Source organism: Variovorax sp. UC122_21, from assembly GCF_044056785.1.
GTDB lineage: Bacteria > Pseudomonadota > Gammaproteobacteria > Burkholderiales > Burkholderiaceae_C > Variovorax.
On sequence record NZ_CP172004.1, the window covers coordinates 5,240,156 to 5,259,958 of the forward strand.

The 19,803-nt window shown below is 70.3% G+C and carries 21 protein-coding genes and 2 pseudogenes; 9 read left to right on the forward strand and 14 right to left on the reverse strand.

Annotated features, from left to right (window positions below):
• Positions 1-15: 15 nt before the first annotated feature.
• Together ACHMXE_RS37365 and ACHMXE_RS37370 are read right to left on the reverse strand one after the other, a co-directional pair.
• A complete protein-coding gene (locus ACHMXE_RS37365; protein ID WP_395352970.1) occupies positions 16-303 on the reverse strand; it encodes a LysR substrate-binding domain-containing protein in 288 nt (95 codons plus the stop codon).
• A 79-nt stretch (positions 304-382) separates the two neighbouring features.
• Positions 383-1,063 (reverse strand): annotated as a pseudogene (locus ACHMXE_RS37370) (LysR family transcriptional regulator); the annotation flags it as partial.
• On the opposite strand from ACHMXE_RS37370, the gene ACHMXE_RS37375 reads away from it, so the two are divergent.
• Together ACHMXE_RS37375 and ACHMXE_RS37380 are read left to right on the forward strand one after the other, a co-directional pair.
• Positions 1,035-2,027 (forward strand): DMT family transporter, encoded by a 993-nt coding sequence (locus tag ACHMXE_RS37375; RefSeq protein ID WP_395348803.1) that lies wholly within the window; start codon positions 1,035-1,037, stop codon positions 2,025-2,027. The pseudogene ACHMXE_RS37370 and the gene ACHMXE_RS37375 overlap by 29 nt on opposite strands.
• An 8-nt stretch (positions 2,028-2,035) precedes the next feature.
• Positions 2,036-3,151, forward strand: coding sequence for an NADH:flavin oxidoreductase/NADH oxidase (locus ACHMXE_RS37380; protein ID WP_395352972.1), 1,116 nt, complete (start codon positions 2,036-2,038; stop codon positions 3,149-3,151).
• Positions 3,152-3,157: 6 nt separating this feature from the next.
• Here ACHMXE_RS37380 and ACHMXE_RS37385 read toward each other — a convergent pair whose 3' ends face one another.
• The 7 genes from ACHMXE_RS37385 to glmS all read right to left on the reverse strand — a co-directional run bounded on the left by ACHMXE_RS37385 (position 3,158) and on the right by glmS (position 8,843).
• Positions 3,158-3,943, reverse strand: a complete 786-nt coding sequence (locus tag ACHMXE_RS37385) for a class I SAM-dependent methyltransferase (RefSeq protein WP_395348804.1) — start codon at positions 3,941-3,943, stop codon at positions 3,158-3,160.
• Positions 3,944-3,968: 25 nt separating this feature from the next.
• Positions 3,969-4,499, reverse strand: coding sequence for a GNAT family N-acetyltransferase (locus tag ACHMXE_RS37390; RefSeq protein WP_395348805.1), 531 nt, complete (start codon positions 4,497-4,499; stop codon positions 3,969-3,971).
• A gap of 11 nt (positions 4,500-4,510) precedes the next feature.
• On the reverse strand, positions 4,511-5,104 hold the full coding sequence (locus tag ACHMXE_RS37395; protein WP_395348807.1) for a helix-turn-helix domain-containing protein: 594 nt from the start codon (positions 5,102-5,104) through the stop codon (positions 4,511-4,513).
• A 34-nt stretch (positions 5,105-5,138) separates the two neighbouring features.
• Positions 5,139-5,654: a G/U mismatch-specific DNA glycosylase gene (gene mug, locus ACHMXE_RS37400; RefSeq protein WP_395348808.1), complete on the reverse strand. Its 516-nt coding sequence runs from the start codon at positions 5,652-5,654 to the stop codon at positions 5,139-5,141.
• Positions 5,655-5,711: 57 nt separating this feature from the next.
• Positions 5,712-6,299, reverse strand: a complete 588-nt coding sequence (locus ACHMXE_RS37405) for a hypothetical protein (RefSeq protein ID WP_395348809.1) — start codon at positions 6,297-6,299, stop codon at positions 5,712-5,714.
• Between the two features lie 107 nt (positions 6,300-6,406).
• Complete coding sequence (locus ACHMXE_RS37410; RefSeq protein ID WP_395348810.1) at positions 6,407-6,772, reverse strand: hypothetical protein; 366 nt, start codon at positions 6,770-6,772, stop codon at positions 6,407-6,409.
• 187 nt (positions 6,773-6,959) lie between these two features.
• The gene (glmS, locus tag ACHMXE_RS37415; protein ID WP_395348811.1) at positions 6,960-8,843 is read right to left on the reverse strand and encodes a glutamine--fructose-6-phosphate transaminase (isomerizing); all 1,884 of its coding nucleotides are present in this window, start codon (positions 8,841-8,843) and stop codon (positions 6,960-6,962) included.
• Positions 8,844-9,002: 159 nt separating this feature from the next.
• On the opposite strand from glmS, the gene ACHMXE_RS37420 reads away from it, so the two are divergent.
• Positions 9,003-9,503: an Lrp/AsnC family transcriptional regulator gene (locus ACHMXE_RS37420; protein ID WP_395348812.1), complete on the forward strand. Its 501-nt coding sequence runs from the start codon at positions 9,003-9,005 to the stop codon at positions 9,501-9,503.
• Positions 9,504-9,509: 6 nt separating this feature from the next.
• Here the strand turns inward: ACHMXE_RS37420 and glmU are convergent, their stop codons facing one another.
• Positions 9,510-10,937: a bifunctional UDP-N-acetylglucosamine diphosphorylase/glucosamine-1-phosphate N-acetyltransferase GlmU gene (gene glmU / locus ACHMXE_RS37425; RefSeq protein ID WP_209546299.1), complete on the reverse strand. Its 1,428-nt coding sequence runs from the start codon at positions 10,935-10,937 to the stop codon at positions 9,510-9,512.
• Between glmU and ACHMXE_RS37430 the strand changes: the two genes are divergently transcribed.
• Positions 10,936-11,826 carry a DUF6279 family lipoprotein gene (locus tag ACHMXE_RS37430; RefSeq protein ID WP_395348813.1) on the forward strand — a complete coding sequence of 297 codons (891 nt, stop codon included), beginning with the start codon at positions 10,936-10,938 and terminating at the stop codon, positions 11,824-11,826. The two genes, glmU and ACHMXE_RS37430, sit on opposite strands and share 2 nt — an antisense overlap.
• A 13-nt stretch (positions 11,827-11,839) precedes the next feature.
• On the opposite strand, the gene ACHMXE_RS37435 is transcribed toward ACHMXE_RS37430, so the two are convergent.
• Positions 11,840-12,610: a Crp/Fnr family transcriptional regulator gene (locus tag ACHMXE_RS37435; RefSeq protein ID WP_203204467.1), complete on the reverse strand. Its 771-nt coding sequence runs from the start codon at positions 12,608-12,610 to the stop codon at positions 11,840-11,842.
• 99 nt (positions 12,611-12,709) lie between these two features.
• On the opposite strand from ACHMXE_RS37435, the gene ACHMXE_RS37440 reads away from it, so the two are divergent.
• Positions 12,710-13,141, forward strand: coding sequence for a BLUF domain-containing protein (locus ACHMXE_RS37440; protein WP_203204466.1), 432 nt, complete (start codon positions 12,710-12,712; stop codon positions 13,139-13,141).
• A gap of 123 nt (positions 13,142-13,264) precedes the next feature.
• On the opposite strand, the gene ACHMXE_RS37445 is transcribed toward ACHMXE_RS37440, so the two are convergent.
• Positions 13,265-13,588 (reverse strand): DUF2917 domain-containing protein, encoded by a 324-nt coding sequence (locus ACHMXE_RS37445; RefSeq protein WP_057596549.1) that lies wholly within the window; start codon positions 13,586-13,588, stop codon positions 13,265-13,267.
• 177 nt (positions 13,589-13,765) lie between these two features.
• Between ACHMXE_RS37445 and ACHMXE_RS37450 the strand changes: the two genes are divergently transcribed.
• Positions 13,766-14,749, forward strand: a complete 984-nt coding sequence (locus ACHMXE_RS37450) for a LysR substrate-binding domain-containing protein (RefSeq protein ID WP_209546293.1) — start codon at positions 13,766-13,768, stop codon at positions 14,747-14,749.
• 184 nt (positions 14,750-14,933) lie between these two features.
• Here the strand turns inward: ACHMXE_RS37450 and ACHMXE_RS37455 are convergent, their stop codons facing one another.
• Positions 14,934-15,551: a 5-formyltetrahydrofolate cyclo-ligase gene (locus tag ACHMXE_RS37455; protein ID WP_057596551.1), complete on the reverse strand. Its 618-nt coding sequence runs from the start codon at positions 15,549-15,551 to the stop codon at positions 14,934-14,936.
• Positions 15,552-15,587: 36 nt separating this feature from the next.
• Between ACHMXE_RS37455 and ACHMXE_RS37460 the strand changes: the two genes are divergently transcribed.
• The 3 genes and pseudogenes from ACHMXE_RS37460 (at position 15,588) to ACHMXE_RS37470 (ending at position 18,982) form a co-directional block, all read left to right on the forward strand.
• On the forward strand, positions 15,588-17,594 hold the full coding sequence (locus tag ACHMXE_RS37460) for a transglycosylase SLT domain-containing protein (protein ID WP_395348814.1): 2,007 nt from the start codon (positions 15,588-15,590) through the stop codon (positions 17,592-17,594).
• Position 17,595: 1 nt separating this feature from the next.
• Positions 17,596-18,183 carry an MgtC/SapB family protein gene (locus tag ACHMXE_RS37465; RefSeq protein ID WP_209546290.1) on the forward strand — a complete coding sequence of 196 codons (588 nt, stop codon included), beginning with the start codon at positions 17,596-17,598 and terminating at the stop codon, positions 18,181-18,183.
• 114 nt (positions 18,184-18,297) lie between these two features.
• A pseudogene (locus ACHMXE_RS37470) lies at positions 18,298-18,982 on the forward strand (glutathione S-transferase family protein).
• 46 nt (positions 18,983-19,028) lie between these two features.
• Here the strand turns inward: ACHMXE_RS37470 and ACHMXE_RS37475 are convergent.
• Entirely contained in the window at positions 19,029-19,754 is a 726-nt protein-coding gene (locus tag ACHMXE_RS37475) for an OmpW family protein (RefSeq protein ID WP_203204461.1), read from the reverse strand.
• Positions 19,755-19,803: the final 49 nt, after the last annotated feature.

The window sequence follows — 19,803 nt, forward strand, 5'->3', positions numbered from 1 at the left end:
CGAGCACCCGTTTTCTCAGACGCCCCAGGCCTCGAACACCGCCTGCCGCACCACCTCGACCGCCGGCGCCCGCGCGAGCGCGGCCGGTTCGATCCAGCACAGCCAGGTGTGGGCGCGCCAGCCGGGCCAGATCGCGAGCTCGCCGTTGCGCTCGCCCTGCTCGGCCTGGTCGAGCCGCATCAGCCCCGCGCCCATGCCGCTCGCGACCATGCTGCGCACCGCGCTCTCGCTGTCGGCGGTGCGGCCCTGGCGGTACTCGCGGCCGGCGCCGGCGAACAGGCGGTCGAGGTGCGCGCGCAGCACGCAGGTGGGCGGCGTGCCGACCCCAGGGCTGCTCGGTCAGCGCCTCGAGCGACAGGCCCGGATGGGCGTCCGCCATCGGCAGCGGCAGCACGACCACCAGGTCGACCGGGGCCAGCCGGTGCAGCGCCAGGCCTTCGCGCGAAGCCACGTCGCTCAGCGTGTAGGCGCAGTCGAGCTCGCCGCGCTCCACCGCCGAGGCGGTCTCGTACGACAGCCCCTGGCGCAGTTGCAGCGTGACCTGCGGATGGCGCTCGGCCAGCTTCACGAGCACGTCGCCGAGCCGCAGCGAGACCGGATCGACCACGGTGCCGAAGCGCACCACGCCCTGCGCGGCGCCGCGCAGCTGCTCGGCGGCCGAACGCATGCGCAGCGCCGAGGCCAGCGTGCGCTCGGCCTCCTCGAGCAGGCTCAGGCCCGCGGGCGTGGGCGTCATGCCGCGCGGCGTGCGCTCGAACAGGCGCACGCCGAGCTCGTCCTCGAGCGCCTTGAGCTGCGCGCTCACCGCGGGCGCGCTGGTGAACACGCGCTCGGCGGCGCGCGTGAGGCTGCCCTCGCGGGCGATGGCGACGAAGGTCTTCAGCTGGTAGAGCTCCATGGCGGCCGATTGTGAGCGCGCGGCGACGCGCGGTCCCTTCGTTTTTTCGGAGGGCCCGCTCCAAAGAAGCGAATGGCATTCGCGCGGCCCCGCCCCGATCCTCGGAATCGATTCCTTCATCGTCCGAAAGCCCGCCATGTCCCGATCCCAACGCCTGTACGGCATCGCCGCATTGCTCTTCGCCACCTCCGGCTGGGGCTCCCTGTTCCTCGTCAGCAAGGGCGTGCTCCACCACGTCGAACCCGTGTGGTTCACGCTGATCCGCTACAGCCTGTCGGCGCTGCTGTTCGCGCTGCTGGTGCTGCCGCGCGGCGCCGCGCCCTGGCACAGGCTGCGCCGCCATGCGGGCGCGCTGGCGCTGCGCGGCGCGGCCGGCTTCGGCCTCTTCAGCGTGCTGCTGCTGATCGGCCTCGCGCACTCGGTGCCCTCGCACGGCGCGGTGATCATCGCCACCACGCCGATGACCACGCAGCTCGTGCGCTGGCTGCTCGACGGCGTGCGCCCCACGCGCGCCGCGCTGCTCGCCACCGCGCTGGCGCTCACGGGCGTGGCGATCGTCTCGGGTCTCATCGGTGGTCACGGCGGCCACGGCGGCGCGGGCAACGCCACGCTGTTCGGCGATGCCATCGCCTTCGTCGGCACCTTGGGCTGGGTCTGGTACACGCGCGGTGCGGCGCGCTTTCCCGAGCTCGACGCACTCGAGTACAGCGCGCTCACGGTGCTGGCCGCGTGGCCGGTGCTGCTGGCGGCCGCGGTCGGCACCGCGCTGCTCGGCTGGTCGGCGGCACCCAGCCTCGAAGGGCTGCGGCTCTCGTGGCAGGCGCTGCTGTTCGTCGGCGTGGTGCCCTCGGCCGCCTCGGTGCTGGCCTTCAACTTCGGGGTGCGCACGCTCGGCGCGGTCACCGGCACCGCCTTCCTCAACTTCGTGCCGGTGTCGGCGCTGCTGATGAGCGCGGCGCTCGGCACCCTGCCCACGGCGAACGAGCTGCTGGGCATGGCGATGGTGGTGGCGGCGCTCCTGATCCATACCGTCCTGAACCGCAAGGCCAACGCCCTGCCCGCGGCAAGGATCGCGCCGCCCCCGCAGAATCCCTGCACCTACCGCACCCCTGGAGCCACGACACCGTGAGCAGCGACATCCCCCGCCTCTTCGAGCCGATGCGGCTCGGCCCGCTTTCGCTCGACAACCGCATCCTGATCGCGCCGATGTGCCAGTACTCGGCGAGCGAGGGCACGCCGGGCGACTGGCACCTGATCCATCTCGGCCATCTCGCGCTGTCGGGCGCGGGGCTGCTGATCCTCGAGGCCACCGCGGTCGAGGCCGAGGGTCGCATCACGCCGGGCGACCTCGGCCTCTATTCGGACGCCAACGAGGAAGGCCTGGCGCGCGTGCTCACCGCCGTGCGCGCCCATTCGTCGATGCCCATCGCGATGCAGCTCGGCCACGCGGGACGCAAGGCTTCGAGCCGCGCGCCCTGGGAAGGCGGCGCGCAGATCCGCCCCGGCGAGCCCGGCGGCTGGAAGGCCTCCGCGCCCTCGGCCGTGCCGCACGCACCCGGCGAGGACACGCCGCTCGCGCTCGACGCCGAGGGCCTGGCGCGCGTGCGCGAGGCCTTCGTGGCTGCCGCCCGCCGCGCCGCGCGGCTCGGCATCGAGGGCATCGAGATCCATGCCGCGCATGGCTACCTGCTGCACCAGTTCCTGTCGCCGCTGGCCAACCACCGCGACGACGCCTACGGCGGCAGCCTCGAGAACCGGCTGCGCTTTCCGCTCGAGGTGTTCGACGCGGTGCGCGCCGTCTTCCCGGCCGAGCGGCCCGTGTGGGTGCGCGTGTCGGCGGTCGACTGGGTGGAAGGCGGCTGGGACCTCGAAGGCACCGTCGCCTTCGCCAAAGCACTCGAGGCGCGCGGCTGCGCGGCCATCCATGTCTCGAGCGGCGGCGTGTCGCCGAAGCAGGCGATCGCGCTGGGCGCGGGCTACCAGGTGCCGTTCGCCGAACGCGTGAAGGCCGAGGTCGGCATCCCGGTGATCGCGGTCGGCCTGATCACCGAAGCGCGGCAGGCCGAGGCCATCCTCGCCGAGGGCAAGGCCGATGCCATCTCGCTGGCACGCGCGATCCTCTACGACCCGCGCTGGCCCTGGCACGCGGCCGCCGAACTCGGCGCGCGGGTGAAGGCGCCGGTGCAGTACTGGCGCTCGCAGCCGCGCGAGTTCAAGGACCTGTTCGAGAACGCGAAGTTCGGGGCGCGCTGAACGCCTTCAGCGCAGCGCCTCGAGCCAGAACAAGGTCTGCCGCACCTCGATCGCATCGCCCGCCTGCTGCCGGCGATGCAACTGCGCGAGCGCATCGCGCGTGCCCTCGATCGTGAAGTCGGGGCAGACATAGGGCACGTTCTTCAGGTACCAGGCGAAGGCGCCCACGTCGGCGAAGCGCAGCAACTCGGCGCCCGCCTCGGCGCGCAGGATCTCGAAGCCCGCGCGCTCGAGCTGGCGCCGCGCGATGTCGAGTCGCCACTCGGGCGGCGGCTCGGCCGGTGCCAGGCCCGCGAGCCGGTAGTGGTCGGCATTGAAGTCCGAGGCCACCTGCTGCGTGAGGAAGTGGCCGCCGCGCGCGAGCACGCGCGCCACCTCGGCCGGCACGAAGGACTCGTGACGGTTGACCACCAGGTGGAACTCGCCGTCGGCGAAGGGCAGCGGTGCGTCGTCGTGCGCATCGCCATCGTGCTGCGCGCCGTTGTCGAGCGCGCCCTCCACCGCCACCACCTCGATGCCCAGCGGCGCGAGCCGCTCGCGCGCCACCGCGACATTGGGCGCCCAGCCCTCGGTGGCGACGGTGCGCGCGGGCCGCAGCGGCAGCCGGCTGAGCCACTCGCCGCCGCCCGTGCCCATGTCGAGCAGGTCGGGCGACTGGCGCGCGCGGTGGACCACCGCCCGTTCGAAATCCCAGGGCACGGCGGTGGTCGCGATGCGGCCATCGCAGGACAGGTCCCAGCCGACCAGCGGCTTGTGCGCGGCCTCGGCCAGCAGTCGATCGAATTCGGTCATCGCGCCAGTCTGCGGCATGTCGGCCTCAGGGCGCGAGCGTGCGATAGAAGTAGGTGGTGTCGCAGAAGCCGCCGCGCGGCAGCAGCGCATAGCCGGGGATGGTGCCGCTGCGCCGCCAGCCCGAGCGTTCGTAGAGCCGCTCGGCCTCGGGGCTCGAGGTGTCGAGCACCAGCAGCGTCTTGCCGCTGTCGCGCGCGGCCTGCTCGGCCGCCTGCATCAGCAGCGCGCCGAGCCCCTGGCGCCGAGCGCGCCGGTGCACCAGCATCTTCGCGAGGTCGGCGCGGTGCGGCTGGTTGTCGGGCTGGTCGAGCACGAGCTGCACCGTGCCGACGATGCCCTGCGCGTCCTCCGCCACCATCAGCGCGCGTTCCCCGCGCGCCACGCCGTCGGCCACCTTGCGCCAGAAGGCCAGCGCCTGCTCGAGCGACAGCGGATGCATGAAGCTCACCGAGGCATCGCCGTCGACGCAGTCGATCAGCAGCTCGGCCAGCGATTGCAGTTGCGCCGCGTCCACCGCCCGCAGGCGGCGCACCGGGTGGAGGCTCGTGGGGTTCATGGCGTTCGTTCTCACTTCCAGACATCGGGATGCGGACTCACGATCGCGACCGCGTAGCGGGCGGTCTCGCGCGTGGGATTGAAGTAGGCGACGGGCCGGTCGAGCACCATCGCGAGGCAGTCGCCGGCCTCGAGCCGGTGGCGCTCGTCGCCCATCGTGATCTCGATGGTTCCCTCGAGCATCCAGACCTGCTGGTGCACCTGCGCTTCGCGCGCACCCGATTCGTAGGCCACGCGCGCCTTGGGCGGGAACAGCACCTCGACGATCTGCAGCGGCGAGGCGATGCCGCCGGGCGACACGTTGCGCCGCAGATAGCCCGACGAGGGATCGCGCCATTGCGGCTGATCGGCGCGGCGCGCCACCGGATCGGCACGCGGGCGCGGCTCGTCGAACAGCGCGGCCAGCATGGTGCCAAGGCCGGCCGCGAGCTTCTCGAGCACCACCGCCGTGGGACTGCTCTCGCCGCGCTCGATCAGCGAGATCATCGAGCGGCTGACCCCGCTCTGCGCCGCCAGCGCCTCGAGCGAGAGGCCGCGCGCGGCGCGCAGTTCGCGCACGCGGCGGGCGATGCGGTCGTTGAGGGGGGCGGGAGCTTCTTCTTTCATGCTGGATTTATTTTCCAACATGATGGAATACCGGTCAAGCCGGCGATGCAGCCTCGCGCAGAGTCTTGTAGGCGGCCACGAGGTCGTCGAGCGAGAACGCGCGATTGAGTCCGCTGGGATCGGGCAGGATCCAGGTCTCGATGCCGGCGAAGGGCTCGGGCTGACGGCCCCATTCGATCTGCGGGCGCCCCGTCATGCCCGCATAGGCGGCCTTGCCGAGGAACGCGAGGCGGCGCGGGCCGCAGGCGGCGATCTTGCGGGTGAAGGCCTTGGTGGCGGCCGCGAATTCATGCGCCGCCAACTGGCTCGCGCGCGCCGTCGGCCGGTCGACGGCCGTGGTCAGGCCGTAGCCGCGTTGCAGCAGCAGCGGCGCCTCGGCGGGTTGCATCAGCTTCGGCGTGAAGCCGGCCAGGTGCAGCACGCGCCAGAAGCGATTGCCCCGGCCTTCGAAGTGCAGGCCCGAGGCGGCCGCGCGCTGGCCCGGGTTGATGCCGCAGAAGACGATGGCGAGGCCGGGGGCGAGGAGGTCGGGCAGCGCTTGGGAAGCCATGCGGGTCGATTGTGTCGTCTCGCGACGGGAGGCGCCCGCGCGCCTGCGAACCCGGCTTCAGCCGATCTTCACCCAGTCCGAAGAGCGCACCCCTTGCTGATAGGGACTGGCCTTTCTCTTGGCAACGAGGCTTTCGAGCTTCAGGGGATGCACCGCCTTTTCGAAACCGCGCTTCACCTGGGCGGGCGTACGGTGCCCGACGTACAGGACGCTGGAAGGCGACTTCCTGAGCAGCGCCGCGAGCGCGGCCTTGCGCTTCGCCAGCGGTTGCTCGGTGATGTCCACGTTTCGGTCCACCAACAGATCGAAAGCGCAGAAGACGACGGGATCCGCGCCTGCGTAGAGTCGCCGCTGCTCGGCCCGGCCCTGCAGCCGGCCGAAGTCGCTGTTGCCCTGCGCATCCAGCACGCAGACTTCCCCGTCGAGGATGTAATGCCTGCCCCGCAGCCCGCCCAGGCCGGCAACGATCTCCGGAAACCACTTCGTCGCATCGATCCCATGGCGGGTGCGCAGACGGACCTGGCCGTCGATCTCCACGAGCAGCCGGTAGCCGTCGAACCGGGTCTCGTACCACCATCCCGGGACACTCAGATCGAATGGCTGCTCTGCCAGCAGCATCGGCGTCAGGGAGTCGAAGGTGATCATGGGCCAGACTGGGCCGCACCGCGGGACTCGCCTGTCGGCCGACACGCCAGTTTTCCCCGGCGAAGCGCCGACGGCGCAGGCTGCCGATGGCTGCGCGCGCGGGCCTGCTAGGCTTTCGACGCCCCCGCTGGCGCGCCGGGCCCGGCCTGGTCGGCAGGCACAGGGCCTTCGGGTGGCTGCCCGCGAACGGCAGGCAGGGTGCCATGCCGCAGCCATGCATCGAGCTCACCCTGCGAGATGCCCATCCAGCCGGCCGTCGATGCACCCAGGCCGTCGACCGCCTGCTGGTAGGCGAGCTTGAAGGCACCCTGCGCCTCGGCCTCGCTGCCGAAATGCCCGTCCCTGTGCCAGAGCCCGACAGGAACGACCTGACCGGGTTTCGCTCCCGCCTCGACGAGCCGGCGGTGATCCCTCTGCGTGAAGCCCTTCGACCGGCGACTTGCCGGAAGATCCTTGGGGGTGCTCAAAGCCATGGCGCTCTCTGGTGGGGGGTTGAACCTGCCCCACGGCCAGGCAGCCCGCACCGCAGGAGTTGGTCTTCGACCAACGCCATCTACGCAGTGGAAACGGCTTCGGATTCAGCCTGGCGATGGCGCGTCCTTGCGCTGTCGCCCGCTCATCGACCGTTCATGCCAGGCGGGCCGGAACGCCCCCTCCCCCTCACTCCACCGTCACGCTCTTCGCCAGGTTGCGCGGCTTGTCCACGTCCGTGCCGCGCGCGCAGGCCGTGTGATAGGCCAGCAGCTGCAGCGGCACCACGTGCAGCAGCGGCGACAGCGCGCCGTAGTGCTCGGGCATGTGGATCACGTGCAGGCCTTCGCTGCTCTTGATCTTCGAGTCGCCGTCGGCCAGCACGTAGAGCACGCCGCCGCGCGCGCGCACTTCCTGCAGGTTGCTCTTGAGCTTCTCGAGCAGGGCGTCGTTGGGCGCCACGGCGACCACCGGCATCTCGCTGGTCACCAGCGCGAGCGGGCCGTGCTTGAGCTCGCCGGCGGCATAGGCCTCGGCGTGGATGTAGGTGATCTCCTTGAGCTTGAGCGCGCCCTCGAGCGCGATCGGGTAGTGCAGGCCGCGGCCCAGGAACAGCGCGTTGTCCTTGCGCGCGAAGTCCTCGGCCCAGTTGATGATCTGCGGCTCGAGCGCGAGCACCGACTGCAGCGCGACCGGCAGGTGGCGCATCTCCTTGAGGTAGCGCGCCTCGTCTTCCGCGCTCAGCAGGCCCTTGGACTGCGCGATCGCCAGCGTGAGCAGGAACAGGCCCGCGAGCTGGGTGGTGAAGGCCTTGGTCGAGGCCACGCCGATCTCGACGCCGGCGCGCGTGATGTAGGCCAGCTTGCACTCGCGCACCATGGCGCTGGTGGCGACGTTGCAGATGGTCAGGGTCTGCTCCATGCCGAGCGAGCGCGCATGCTTGAGCGCGGCCAGGGTGTCGGCGGTCTCGCCCGACTGGCTGATGGTGACGACCAGGGTGCGCGGGTCGGGCACCGAGTCGCGGTAGCGGTACTCGCTCGCGATCTCGACCTGGGTCGAGATCTTGGCGATGCCCTCGAGCCAGTACTTGGCGGTGCAGCCGCTGTAGTAGCTGGTACCGCAGGCCAGGATCAGGATGCGGTCGATCTCCTTGAACACGCGGTGCGCGCTGGCGCCGCTCTGCTTGCCGTCCTGGCCGATGCCGTCGAACAGCTCGGGCACGATGCCTTCCACGCCCTCGAGCGTGTCGCCGATGGCGCGCGGCTGCTCGAAGATCTCCTTCTGCATGTAGTGGCGGTAGGGGCCGAGCTCGGCCGCGCCGCTGTGGGCCTGCACGGTGCGCACCGGGCGCTGCACCGGCTTGTGGGCGCGGTCGACGATCCAGTACTTGCCGGGCTGCAGGTCGACCACGTCGCCTTCCTCGAGGTACACGATCTGGTCGGTGACGCCGGCCAGCGCCATCGCGTCGCTGGCCAGGAAGTTCTCGGCGCCGTCCTTGCCCGCGCCCAGGATCAGCGGCGAACCGGCGCGCGCGCCGATCACCCGCTGCGGCTCGTCGCGGCAGATCACGGCGATGGCATAGGCGCCCGTGAGCTGGCGCACGGCGCCCTTCACGGCTTCGAACAGGTCGCCGTCGTAGAGGCTGTCGACCAGGTGGGCGATGACCTCGGTGTCGGTCTGGCTCTCGAACACGTAGCCCTTGGCTTCGAGGCTGGCACGCAGCGGCTCGTGGTTCTCGATGATGCCGTTGTGCACCAGCGCGATGCGGCCGGGCCGCGCTTCCTGCGCGCCGGCGCCCGGGCCGTGGCTGAAGTGCGGATGCGCGTTGTGCACCGCGGGCGCGCCGTGCGTGGCCCAGCGGGTGTGGGCGATGCCGGTCAGGCCCTCGAGCCTGTCCTCGGCCACCTGGGTCTGGAGGTCGGCCACGCGCGAGGTGGTGCGCGCGCGCGTCAGGCCGCCCGCGTGCACGGCCACGCCGCAGGAGTCATAGCCGCGGTACTCGAGCCGCTGCAGGCCCTGGACCAGGACCGGGACGATGTTTCGATGGGAAGCCGCGCCGACGATGCCGCACATGGTTGTCTTGCCTTTGGAAAGGAATGAGGGAGAACGAAAAAGAATTGCTGCGAATGGTAGGCAGGGTTAAAAGAAATTTGCCGTCTAAATTTCCATGAATTTGGACTTTTCTTTCACCTATTCAGATGGATGAATTTTTATTCCATAATTTCACGAATCATGGAATCCATTGCACTCGACGCCATCGACCTGAAGCTGCTCGACGCCCTGCAGCGCGACGCCTCGGCCACCAACCAGAAGCTGGCCGCGGGCGTGGGCATCTCTCCGCCGACCTGCCTGCGGCGGGTGCAGCGGCTGTGGCAGGAGGGATTGATCGAGCGCCAGGTGGCGCTGCTGTCGCCCGACCGGCTGGCCGCGGTGCTGGGCCACGGGCTGCAGGCGGTGGTGGAGATCTCGCTCGACCGGCAGGACGCCGAGTCGCTCGACGCTTTCGAGGCGCGCGTGATCGCGGACGACGCGGTGCAGCAGTGCTGGCGCGTGTCGCCGGGACCGGATTTCGTGCTGGTGGTGGCCGCGCGCGACATGCCCGGCTACGGCGCGCTGGTGCAGCGGCTGTTCACCGCCGACGCCAACGTGCGCAACGTCAAGGCCTTCTTCAGCCTCAAGCGCGCGAAGTTCGAGCCGCGGGTGCCGCTGACACCGCTGGCGCCCGCGGGCTGAGGCGCGTCAGGCCTTCGGCTTCTTCTGTGGCCGCTGCCAGTTCGGCAGGCTGATCTGCTTGCCGCGCGCCACGGTCAGCGCGCCGGCCGGCGTGGTCTTGGTGACGGTGGAGCCGCCGCCCACGGTGCCGCCCGCGCCGATGGTGACCGGCGCCACCAGCACGCAGTTGCTGCCGATGTGCACGTCGTCCTCGAGCACGGTGCGGTGCTTGTTGGCGCCGTCGTAGTTGGCCGTGATGCTGCCCGCGCCGTAGTTGACGCGCGCGCCCACGGTGGCGTCGCCCAGGTAGGCCAGGTGGTTGGCCTTGGCACCGGCGGCCAGGGTGGAGTTCTTGACCTCGACGAAGTTGCCGATGTGCACCTCGGTGCCGAGCTGGGCGCCGGGGCGCAGCCGCGCGAAGGGGCCGATCAGCGCGCGCTCGCCGACCGTCACGCCGGCCTTCTCGCCGTCGATGTGGGTGAAGGGATGGATCACGGCGCCGGCCTCGATGCGGGCATTGGCGATCACGCAGTTCGCGCCGATGCGCACGCCCTCGCCGAGCGAGACCTGGCCCTCGAACACGCAGTTGACGTCGATCTCGACGTCGCCGCCGCATTCGAGCGTGCCGCGCAGGTCGAAGCGCGCCGGGTCGGCCAGCCGCACGCCCTGGGTCATCAGGGCCTCGGCCTGGCGGCGCTGGAAGGCGCGCTCGAGTTCGGCCAGCTGCACCGGGCTGTTGATGCCGGCCACCTGCAGGCCATCGGTCGTGATGTGGGCCACCACCGGCACGCCGTCGGCCGCGGCATGCTTGACGATGTCGGTCAGGTAGTACTCGGCCTGGGCGTTGCGGTTGTCCAGCCGCTCGAGCCAGCCCTTGAGCAGCTTCGCGGGCGCGGCCATCACGCCGCTGTTGATCTCGCGCACCGCGCGCTGCGCCTCGCTGGCGTCCTTGTGCTCGACGATGGCGGTCACCTCGCCGCCCGCGGCGTTGCGGATGATGCGGCCGTAGCCGGTGGGATCGTCCAGCTCGATGGTCAGCAGCGCCAGCCGCTCGCCGCCGCTGGCGGCGATCAGGGTGCGCAAGGTGTCCTCGGCGATCAGCGGCACGTCGCCCGAGAGGATCACCACCGTGCCGTCGTCGGGCAAGAGCGGCGTGGCCTGCTGCACCGCGTGGCCGGTGCCCAGTTGCGGCTCCTGGCGCGCGAAGCGCAGCGAGGCGGCCTCGGGCGAGGCGGCCATTGCGGCCTCGACCTGCTCGGCGCCGTGGCCGGTGACGATCACCACATGCCGGGCGCCGATGCGCGCGGCGGTGCCGGTCACATGCGACAACAGTGCGCGGCCGGCCAAACGATGCAACACTTTGGGCAGCCTGCTCTTCATGCGCGTGCCCTTGCCGGCCGCCATGATCACGACGTCGACCGGTCCCTGGTTGCCCTGCTTCGGAATCTGATTCATGCCTTTTTCTACCCGGATGCGTTGGTTCAAGCTGGCGCGGATTATCGGCGTGATGGCGCTGCTGGCCGTCCTCGGGGCTTGCAGCGCGATCCGGCTGGCCTACAACAACCTGCCCGAGCTCAGCTACTGGTGGCTCGACGGCTACCTCGATTTCGACGGTTCGCAGACGCCCAAGGTGCGCGACGAGCTGGCCCAGCTGCTCGACTGGCACCGGCGCAACGAGCTGCCGAAGATCGCGGCGCTGCTGCAGGAGGCCGAGGCGCTGGCGCCCGGCGAGATCACGCCGGCCCAGGCCTGCGCCATGACCGACCGCATCCGCGACCGGCTGCTGGCGGTCAGCGAGCGCGCCGAACCCGCGGGCACCGAGCTGCTGCTGAGCCTGAGCGACGCCCAGCTGCAGCAGCTCGAGCGCAAGTACGCGAAGAACAACGCCGACTACCGCAAGGACTGGCTCGACCGCTCGCCGGCCCGGGTGCAGGAGAAGCGCTACGACCAGTTCCTCGACCGCTTCGAGGATTTCTACGGCCGGCTTTCGCCCGAGCAGCGCGAGCTGCTGCGCCAGCAGGTGGCGCAGTCGGTGTTCGACCCGAAGCTGCAGGACGTGGAGCGCCGCAAGCGCCAGCAGGAGGCGCTGGTGCTGCTGCGCGGCTTCGTCGCCAACCGCACGCCGCCCACCGAGGCGCGCGCCGCGCTGCACGGCTACCTGCAGCGCATCGCCGATCCGCCCCCGGGGCCCTGGCGCGAGCAGCAGCAGGCGCTGCTGCAGGAAGGCTGCCGCAACCTGGCCGCGCTGCACAACGGCACCAGCGCGGCGCAGCGCGCGCAGGCGGTGAAGCGGCTGCAGGCCTACCGCGAGGATCTGCGGCAGCTCGCGGGCGCGGCCGGCTGAGCCGGCCCCGGCCTCAGATCAGCGGCGTGGGCCGCAGCGGCCGCTCGAAGTAGTCGCCCAGCGCCTCGAGCGCGCGCGGCTCGAGGATGCGCAGCCAGCGGTCGTCGAGCTTGTAGAGCCCCATCTGCGACAGCCGCCGCAAGGTCTTGTTGGTGTGGACCAGCGACAGCCCGAGCGCATCGGCGATGTGCTGCTGGTTCAGCGGGAACTCGACCCAGCCGTCGCGCACCATGCCCACGCGCTCGGCGCGGCGGTACAGGTGCATCAGCAGCATCGCCACGCGCTCGACGGCGCTGCGCCGGCCGGTGGTCACGAGGTTGTCGTCGATCATCTTTTCCTCGCGCGCGGCCAGCCAGGTGATGTCGTAGCCGAGCTTGGGCTCCGCATGGAACAGCTCCCAGAGTCGGTCGCGCGCGAACACGCACAGCGAGACCTCGGTCAGGGCCTCGACGCCGTGGGTCTGGCCGTCGGCGAACTCGTCCTGCAGCCCGACGAAGTCGCCGGGCAGCAGCACGTTGAGGATCTGCCGTCGGCCGTCGCTCAGGGTCTTGTAGCGGAAGGCCCAGCCCGAATAGAGCGTGAACAGCTGCGGGCTGCGCCGGTGTTCCTCGACGATCGAGCCGCCGGCCTCGACGCGGCGCGCGCCGACGCGGAACGATTCGATGGTGCGCAACTGGTCGGCGGACACCGGCAGGAAGGCCGGCAGCTGACGCAGCGCGCAACGGCTGCAGGGATGGGGCCCGTTCTCCGGGGCGGCGGGTGTGGGGTACTGGTCGAGCACCACCGACTATAGGCATCGAGGGGGGTGGTGCCGGTATGTCTTTTTACATTTCGTGATGTCGGACGGCTGCCTACACTGCGCTCGCTTCCCCCATCCCGGCCCATGATTCCCGACGAACAGACGCAAGCTCCCGCGCCCGCCCCGGCGCTCTCCGAGATCCTCTACTGCAGCGAGCTTGCGCCGGACCTGCCGCCCGACACGGTGGCCAGCATCGTCGCGCGCGCCCGCGTGCGCAACGGCGAACTCGGCATCACCGGGCTGCTGGTCTTCGACGGCCAGCGCTTCTGCCAGCACATCGAGGGACCGCCCGGCGCCCTGCAAACGCTGATGGACCGCATCGCGCGCGATGCGCGCCACTTCGACGTGCGCGTGGCCTGGCAGGGCGAACTGGCCGCGCGCCGCTACAGCGGCTTCCGGCTCGGGCTGGCCGAGAGCGAGGGGCCCGACCTGATGGCCGGCGTGCACGCGCTCGACGGCGAGGTCGCGCTCAAGCATTTCCTGGCGCTGCGCCGAAGTTTCGACATCAACGGCTGACAAGGCCTCCCCAAAAAGAACAGGGGCCGGACCGCGCTCGACGCGCCGTCCGGCCCCTTGGTATGACGGGCGCGGCCTTCGCCGCCGCCCGGTGGCCCAGGATCGATCAGGAAACCCGCGGGATCAAGCGGCGTCCCACGTGTACGTGGCGCCGTAGCCGTCCCAGGCTTCCATCACGATGCGCTGGCCGGCCGCCACGGTGAGCGATTCACCGGGGGCGAGCACCAGGTCCTCGCTCGGGCTCTCGAGCGTGGCATCGGGCGTGATCCAGACCCGGCCCTGGCGTACGCGCAGCACGCTCTCGCCACGCGCCTTCAGGCTCATCGCCTCGCCGGGCGCGATTTGCCAGGCACCGCGGCGCACGGCCGGCGGAATCGCGGCGGCGGTGTTGCGGTTGGGCAGCGACAGGGTGGACAGCGTAGAGGTGGTGCAGACGGCAGTGGACATGATGGGCTCCTAGGTGTTGCCGAATCGCGAATCAATGGGTGCTTGCGAAAGGAGGCAGCAATGGCGCGGTTCGGGAATGAATGATCGTTTCCCGGCCGTTGGCAGTCCAATGAAAAGGAGGTAGCCTACTGATTCCGGTTTCGCATCAATCCCGAGGCAGGCGCCGGCCCCCGATCCATGCAGCATTCGCAAACCCACCTGCGCTCCCGCCCGATCTCCGCCGGCCACCTGCGCGCCTTCGAGGCGGTCGCGCGGCACCTGAACTTCCGCGCCGCGGCCGAGGAAATGGCCCTGACCCAGTCGGCCGTGAGCCGCCAGATCCAGTCGCTCGAGGAGGAAGTGGGCGTGCCGCTGTTCCTGCGCCACACGCGCGCGGTCGAGCTGACCAGCGCGGGCGCCCAGCTGCTTTTGGCGGTGCAGCAGGCGCTGCCGCGCGTCGACACGGCGGTGCGCCAGATCCGCCAGAGCGCCGGGCGCAAGAGCGTGTCGCTGACCACCTTCGCCTCGTTCGCCTCGATGTGGCTGATCCCGCGCCTGGAGGCCTTCCAGCGCGACAACCCCGAGATCGACATCCGGATCGACGCCAGCGACCTCGCGGTCGACCTCGAGGTGGCCGACGTCGACATCGCGCTGCGCTACGGCCCGCGCGAGGCCATGCCCCCGCAGGCCGTGCGGTTGTTCGGCGAAAACCTCACGCCGGTGGCGAGCCCCTGGCTCATCAAGAGCAGCCCGCCCATCAAGAAACCCGAGGACATCGCGCGCTTCACGCTGATCGAGGCCGGCGACGCCCACCGCACCCACCTCGAGTGGCTGACCTGGCGGCGCTGGTTCGAGCTGCACGGCCTGGAACGCGCCCAGCCCAAGCGCTGGCTCTATTTCAACTACGCCTACCAGATGGTGCAGGCCGCGCTCACCGGCCAGGGCGTGGTGCTGGCGCGCAGTTCGTTGATCGCCGAGAGCCTGGCCAACGGCGACCTGATCGAGGTGCTGCCGCAGCACCGCATGGATTCGCCGATGTCCTACTGGCTGATCGCCGGCCCGCGCAGCGCGCTGCGGCCCGAGATCAAGGCCTTCTGGGACTGGCTGCTGGCGCAGGCCGGCACCACGCGAGAGACCATCGGCGAGGTGCCGGACCCGGACACCGTCGACAACATGGACTGACAAGAAACACGGGCAACCGGACGCAGAGGACGCAAAGGATTCGCAAAAGGCGCGAAAGAGAAATTCAAAATTTTTCCTGCATTCCTTTTGCGTTCTTCGCGAATCCTTCGCGTCCTCTGCGTCCGGAAGTCCGCTCCCGCCTTCGAACGCATCCGCGATTTCGTGCCTTGCAGGGAGCAGCCGCTCAGCCGATCGGCCAGACCACCCCGTTGTCGTTGAGGATCGCGTCGAGCGGCAGGTCGTGCGCCTCGGGCTCGAAGTCCTCGAGGAAGCCGTTCGCGAAGCCCAGGCCGACCGTGAAGGGCCGCGGCTCGAGGGCGGCCAGCGTGCGGTCGTAGAAGCCGCCGCCGTAGCCGAGCCGGTAGCCGCCCGCGCTGTAGCCCACGCAGGGCACGAACAGCAGGGTCGGCACGATCAGTTCGGTGTCCTTGGGCTTGGGGATGCCGTAGGCGTCCTCTTCCATCTGGCAGCCCGGATACCAGGCGTGGAAGGTCAGGGTCTTGTGGACCTTGTCGATCACGGGCAGGCCGATGCGGCGGCGCTGCGGCTCGTCGATCAGCTCGCCGTCCTCCTTCCAACGATGCAGCGCGGGCAGCGGATCGAACTCGCCCTTGATCGGCCAGTAGGCGCCGATCACGGTGTCGGGCCGGCCGACCAGCCAGATGCGCATCACGCGCTGCAGCAGGTCCGCGCGTGTCAGCCGGTCCGGCATGCCCAGACGTTGTTCGATCAATGCCTTGCGCAGCTGATCCTTGAGAAAACTCGCCGTCGCCGACGTGGCGGCATCCTTTGACTTGTCCATAATCTCCCGATGCAGTTTCCAAGCATTTTGGCATCCATGTGCCGCCGCCCGCGCAGTGTCGCGCCGGCACTGGTTCTTTCGGCCCTGGCGGCCTGCGCGCTGACCCTCCTCGCGCCCGCGTCCGCATCGGCCCAAGGCAACACCAACGACGAGGTGCTGCTGCAGATGAAGCAGGCCTTCCAGCGCGGCGACAAGGCCCGGCTGGCGGCGCTGCTGCCGCAGGCCCGCGGCCATGTGCTCGAACCCTGGGCCGCCTACTGGGAACTCAAGGCCCGGCTGCAGGAAGCCGGCGCGAACGAGGTGCAGGACTTCTTCGCGCGCTACCCCGGCACCTACCAGGAAGACCGGCTGCGCAACGACTGGCTGCTGCTCACGGGCCAGCGCCGCGACTGGGACAACTTCTCGGCCGCCATCGCGGGCTTCCGCATGGGCGACGACGCCCAGGTGCGCTGCTACGCGATCCTGGTCGACGCGCTGCGCAGCGGCAGCGCCACCCAGGCCCAGGCCGACGAGATCCGGCGCAACTGGTTCGCCCAGCGCGACAACGACGACGGTTGCCTCACGGCCGCCGACCGCATGATCGCCGCGCGCCTGCTGTCGCCCAACGACGCCTGGAAGAAGGCGCGCCTGGCCATCGAGGCCAACCGGCCGCAGGCCGCGCGCGGCGCCGTCACGCTGGCCTCGCCCGATGCGCTGCCGCTGTTCGAGGAGGTCAACGCGAGCGCGGCCAAATTCCTCGTCACGCGCGGGCCGGTGGCCGCCAAGTCGCGCCGCGAGCTGGTGACGCTGGCACTGATCAAGATCGCGATGGCCGATCCCGAGCAGGCCGCCTCGCAGCTCGACGCCAAGTGGAGCGCGATGCTCTCGGTCGAGGAGCGCAACTGGATCTGGGGCACCATCGGCCGCCAGTCGGCGATCAAGCTCTGGCCGCAGGCCGTGAGCTACTTCGGCAACGTCACCAAGAACGCCGACCTGTCGGACGACATGCTCGGCTGGCGCGTGCGCGCCGCGCTGCGCGCCGGCCAGTGGAAGGACGTGGCGCCCGCCATCAACGCCATGAGCGAGGCCAGCCAGCAGGACCCGACCTGGACCTACTGGAAGGCGCGCGCGCTGGTCAATGCCGGCGGCGACGAGCGCCGCGGCCAGGCGCGCGAGCTCTACCAGGGCATCGCGGGTACGCGCGGCTTCTACGAGATGCTGGCGCTCGAGGAGCTGGGCCAGCGCGTGATGGCCGCCACCCGGCCCGCGCCGCTCACGCCCGAGGAACGCAATGCCGCGCGCATGAACCCCTCGCTCAACCGCGGCCTCTACGCCATCGCGATCGGCCTGCGCCCCGAGGGCACGCGCGAATGGAACTACGCCACCAACCTGCACGACCGCGGCGGCATGGACGACCGCGCGCTGCTGGCCGCGGCCGACTTCGCCTGCCAGCGCGAGGTCTGGGACCGCTGCATCAACACCAGCGAGCGCACCAAGGGCGTGATCGACGTCGAGCAGCGCTTCCCGATGCCCTTCCACGACACCGTGCTGCGCAAGAGCCAGGACATCGGCCTCGACCCGGCCTACGTCTACGGCCTGATCCGCCAGGAGAGCCGCTTCATCATGGACGCGCGCTCGGGCGTCGGCGCCTCGGGCCTGATGCAGGTGATGCCCGCCACCGCGCGCTGGACCGCGCGCAAGATCGGCATGACCGACTTCACGCCGGGCCAGATCAACGACCGCGAGACCAACATCACCATCGGCACCAACTACCTGAAGCTCGCGCTCGACGACTTCGACGACTCGATGGCGCTGGCCGCCGCGGCCTACAACGCCGGCCCGGGCCGCCCGCGCAGCTGGCGCAACGGCCCGGTGCTCGATGCCGCGATCTGGGCCGAGAACGTGCCGTTCAACGAAACCCGCGACTACGTGAAGAAGGTGCTGGCCAACACCACCAACTACGCCGCGATCATCACCGGCCGGCCGCAGTCGCTGAAGGAACGCCTGGGCCGGGTCGGCCCGCGCGACGCCGCGATGCCCGAGCCCAACAAGGACCTGCCCTGAGATGAGCTGGAGCGACGAGGTCCTCGACACCATCGCCGCCGAGTTCTCGGACGTGGGCGACCTCGCCCAGCTCACGCGCATCCTGGTGCGGCTGCTGCTCGCGTCGCTCTTGGGCTTCGTGCTCGGCTTCGAGCGCGAGCAGCAGGGCAAGGCCGCCGGCGTGCGCACCCACATGCTGGTGGCCATCGGCTCGGCCATGTTCGTGCTGGTGCCGCAGCAGACCGGCATCGTGCCGGCCGACATGAGCCGCGTGATCCAGGGCCTGGTGGCCGGCGTGGGCTTCCTCTGCGCGGGCACCATCCTCAAGCAGGGCAAGGACGAGCACCACGTGCAGGGCCTCACCACCGCCGCGGGGCTGTGGATGACGGCCGCGATCGGCATGGCCTGCGGCCTGGGCCGCGAGGCGACGGCGGTGATCAGCGCGCTGCTGGCGCTGGTGGTGCTGCAATTCGTGCCGCGGCTCGTGAGCCTGATCGAGCGCGCGATCGGGCCGTCGAAGGGCGAGGAGGCAACAGGCCGCGCCGCGCCGCGCGTCATCGCCTCGAGCAGCGAGCCCGAACTGCGCACCGACGACAGCGACCGGCGATAGCCGCCGGCGCGCGGGCCACGCCCGTCATCAATGCGCGCCGCAAACGGTATCAATCGCGCGGCGCCGGCGCCCTAGCATCGAAGGCTTTGCCACGAAACCCACCGGAGGAAATCCATGCTCAAGCTCTACATCGGCAACAAGAACTACTCGTCGTGGTCCATGCGTCCCTGGGTGCTGCTCAAGCAGGCCGGCATTCCCTTCGAGGAAGTGATGGTGCGCTTCGACGCCTTCGAGGCCGGCTCCAACTTCAAGGCCGTGGTCGGCGCGGTCAACCCCACGGCACGCGTGCCGGTGCTGATCGACGGCGACATCACGGTCTGGGATTTCGCTCGCCATCGCCGAGTACCTGGCCGAGCAGTTCCCCGACAAGGCGCTGTGGCCGCGCGACAAGGCCGCGCGTGCCCGCGCGCGCAGCGTCAGCGCCGAGATGCACTCGGGCTTCGGCAACCTGCGCAACCACTTCCCGATGAACATCGAGGCCTCGCTGCCCGAGGTCGGCGCACGCGTGCTGAAGGAACAGCCGGGCGTGGTCGAGGACCTGGAACGCATCGCGGCCATGTGGAGCGAGCTGCTCGACACCCATGGCGGCCCGATGCTGTTCGGCGAGTTCGGCATCGCCGATGCCTTCTATGCGCCGGTGTGCATGCGCATCCGCAGCTACGGGCTGCCGGTGCCGCCCGCGGCGCAGGCCTACATCGATCGGGTGGCGGCCCTGCCGGGCGTCGCCGCGTGGATCGAGCAGGCGCTCGCGGAGCAGGATTTCGTGGCCTTCGACGAGCCCTACCGGACCTCGCGCTGATCGTGGTTCGCGATCGGCGCGAGCCGGCCAGGCCGCGTCGCGCCGGTCAGAAGCGGTAGGTCGCCGACACGTAGGTCACGATCGGATTGAGCTTCAGGCGCGCTTCGCTGGTCGCGATCGGCAGGCCCGAGATCGAGGTCGTCGTGAGCTTGGCCTTGGTCTTCAGCGGGATGTAGGAGACCGAGAAGGAAATGCCCCAGTGCTTGTCGAACTGGTAGGCCAGGCCGGCGTTGAGCACGGGCGCGAAGGAGCTGTCGAGCTTGGCGGTGGTCGCCGTCGACAGCGGCCGCTGGTGCAGCTGGCTGCCGAGCGCTTCCTGCAGGTTCGAGGTCAGGTTGATGTCGCTGTACCAGACGTAGGTGGCGCCCAGGCCCACGAAGGGGCGGAAAGCCGAGTTGGCCTCGTTGAAGTAGTACTTGCCGAGGATGGTCGGGCTCCACTGCCGCGCTTCTCCGAGCTGGCCCACGCGCGCCAGCGTGCCGGTGCCGTTGAGCTTGAACTTCGGCGGGATGCCCAGCACGCCTTCCACGGCCCAGTGGTCGTCGACGAAGTACATGGCGCTCAGGCCCAGCGTGTCGGAATCGCTCACGCTCGCGCCCGAACCGACGAGCACGCTCTGCACCGGCGCCGTCAGCGTCAGCGGCTTGCTCTTGTCCTGCGGCGACAGATGGAACCAGCCCGCGCCGACGACCCAGTCGCCGGCCTTCTGTGCAAAGGCGCTGCCGGACGTCAGTGCCCCGAGGGCTGCCAACGCCAACATGGTCTTTTTCATGATGTGAATACTCCTTTGGTTGAAATTCCCCCTCCAAACGCGGTCCCGG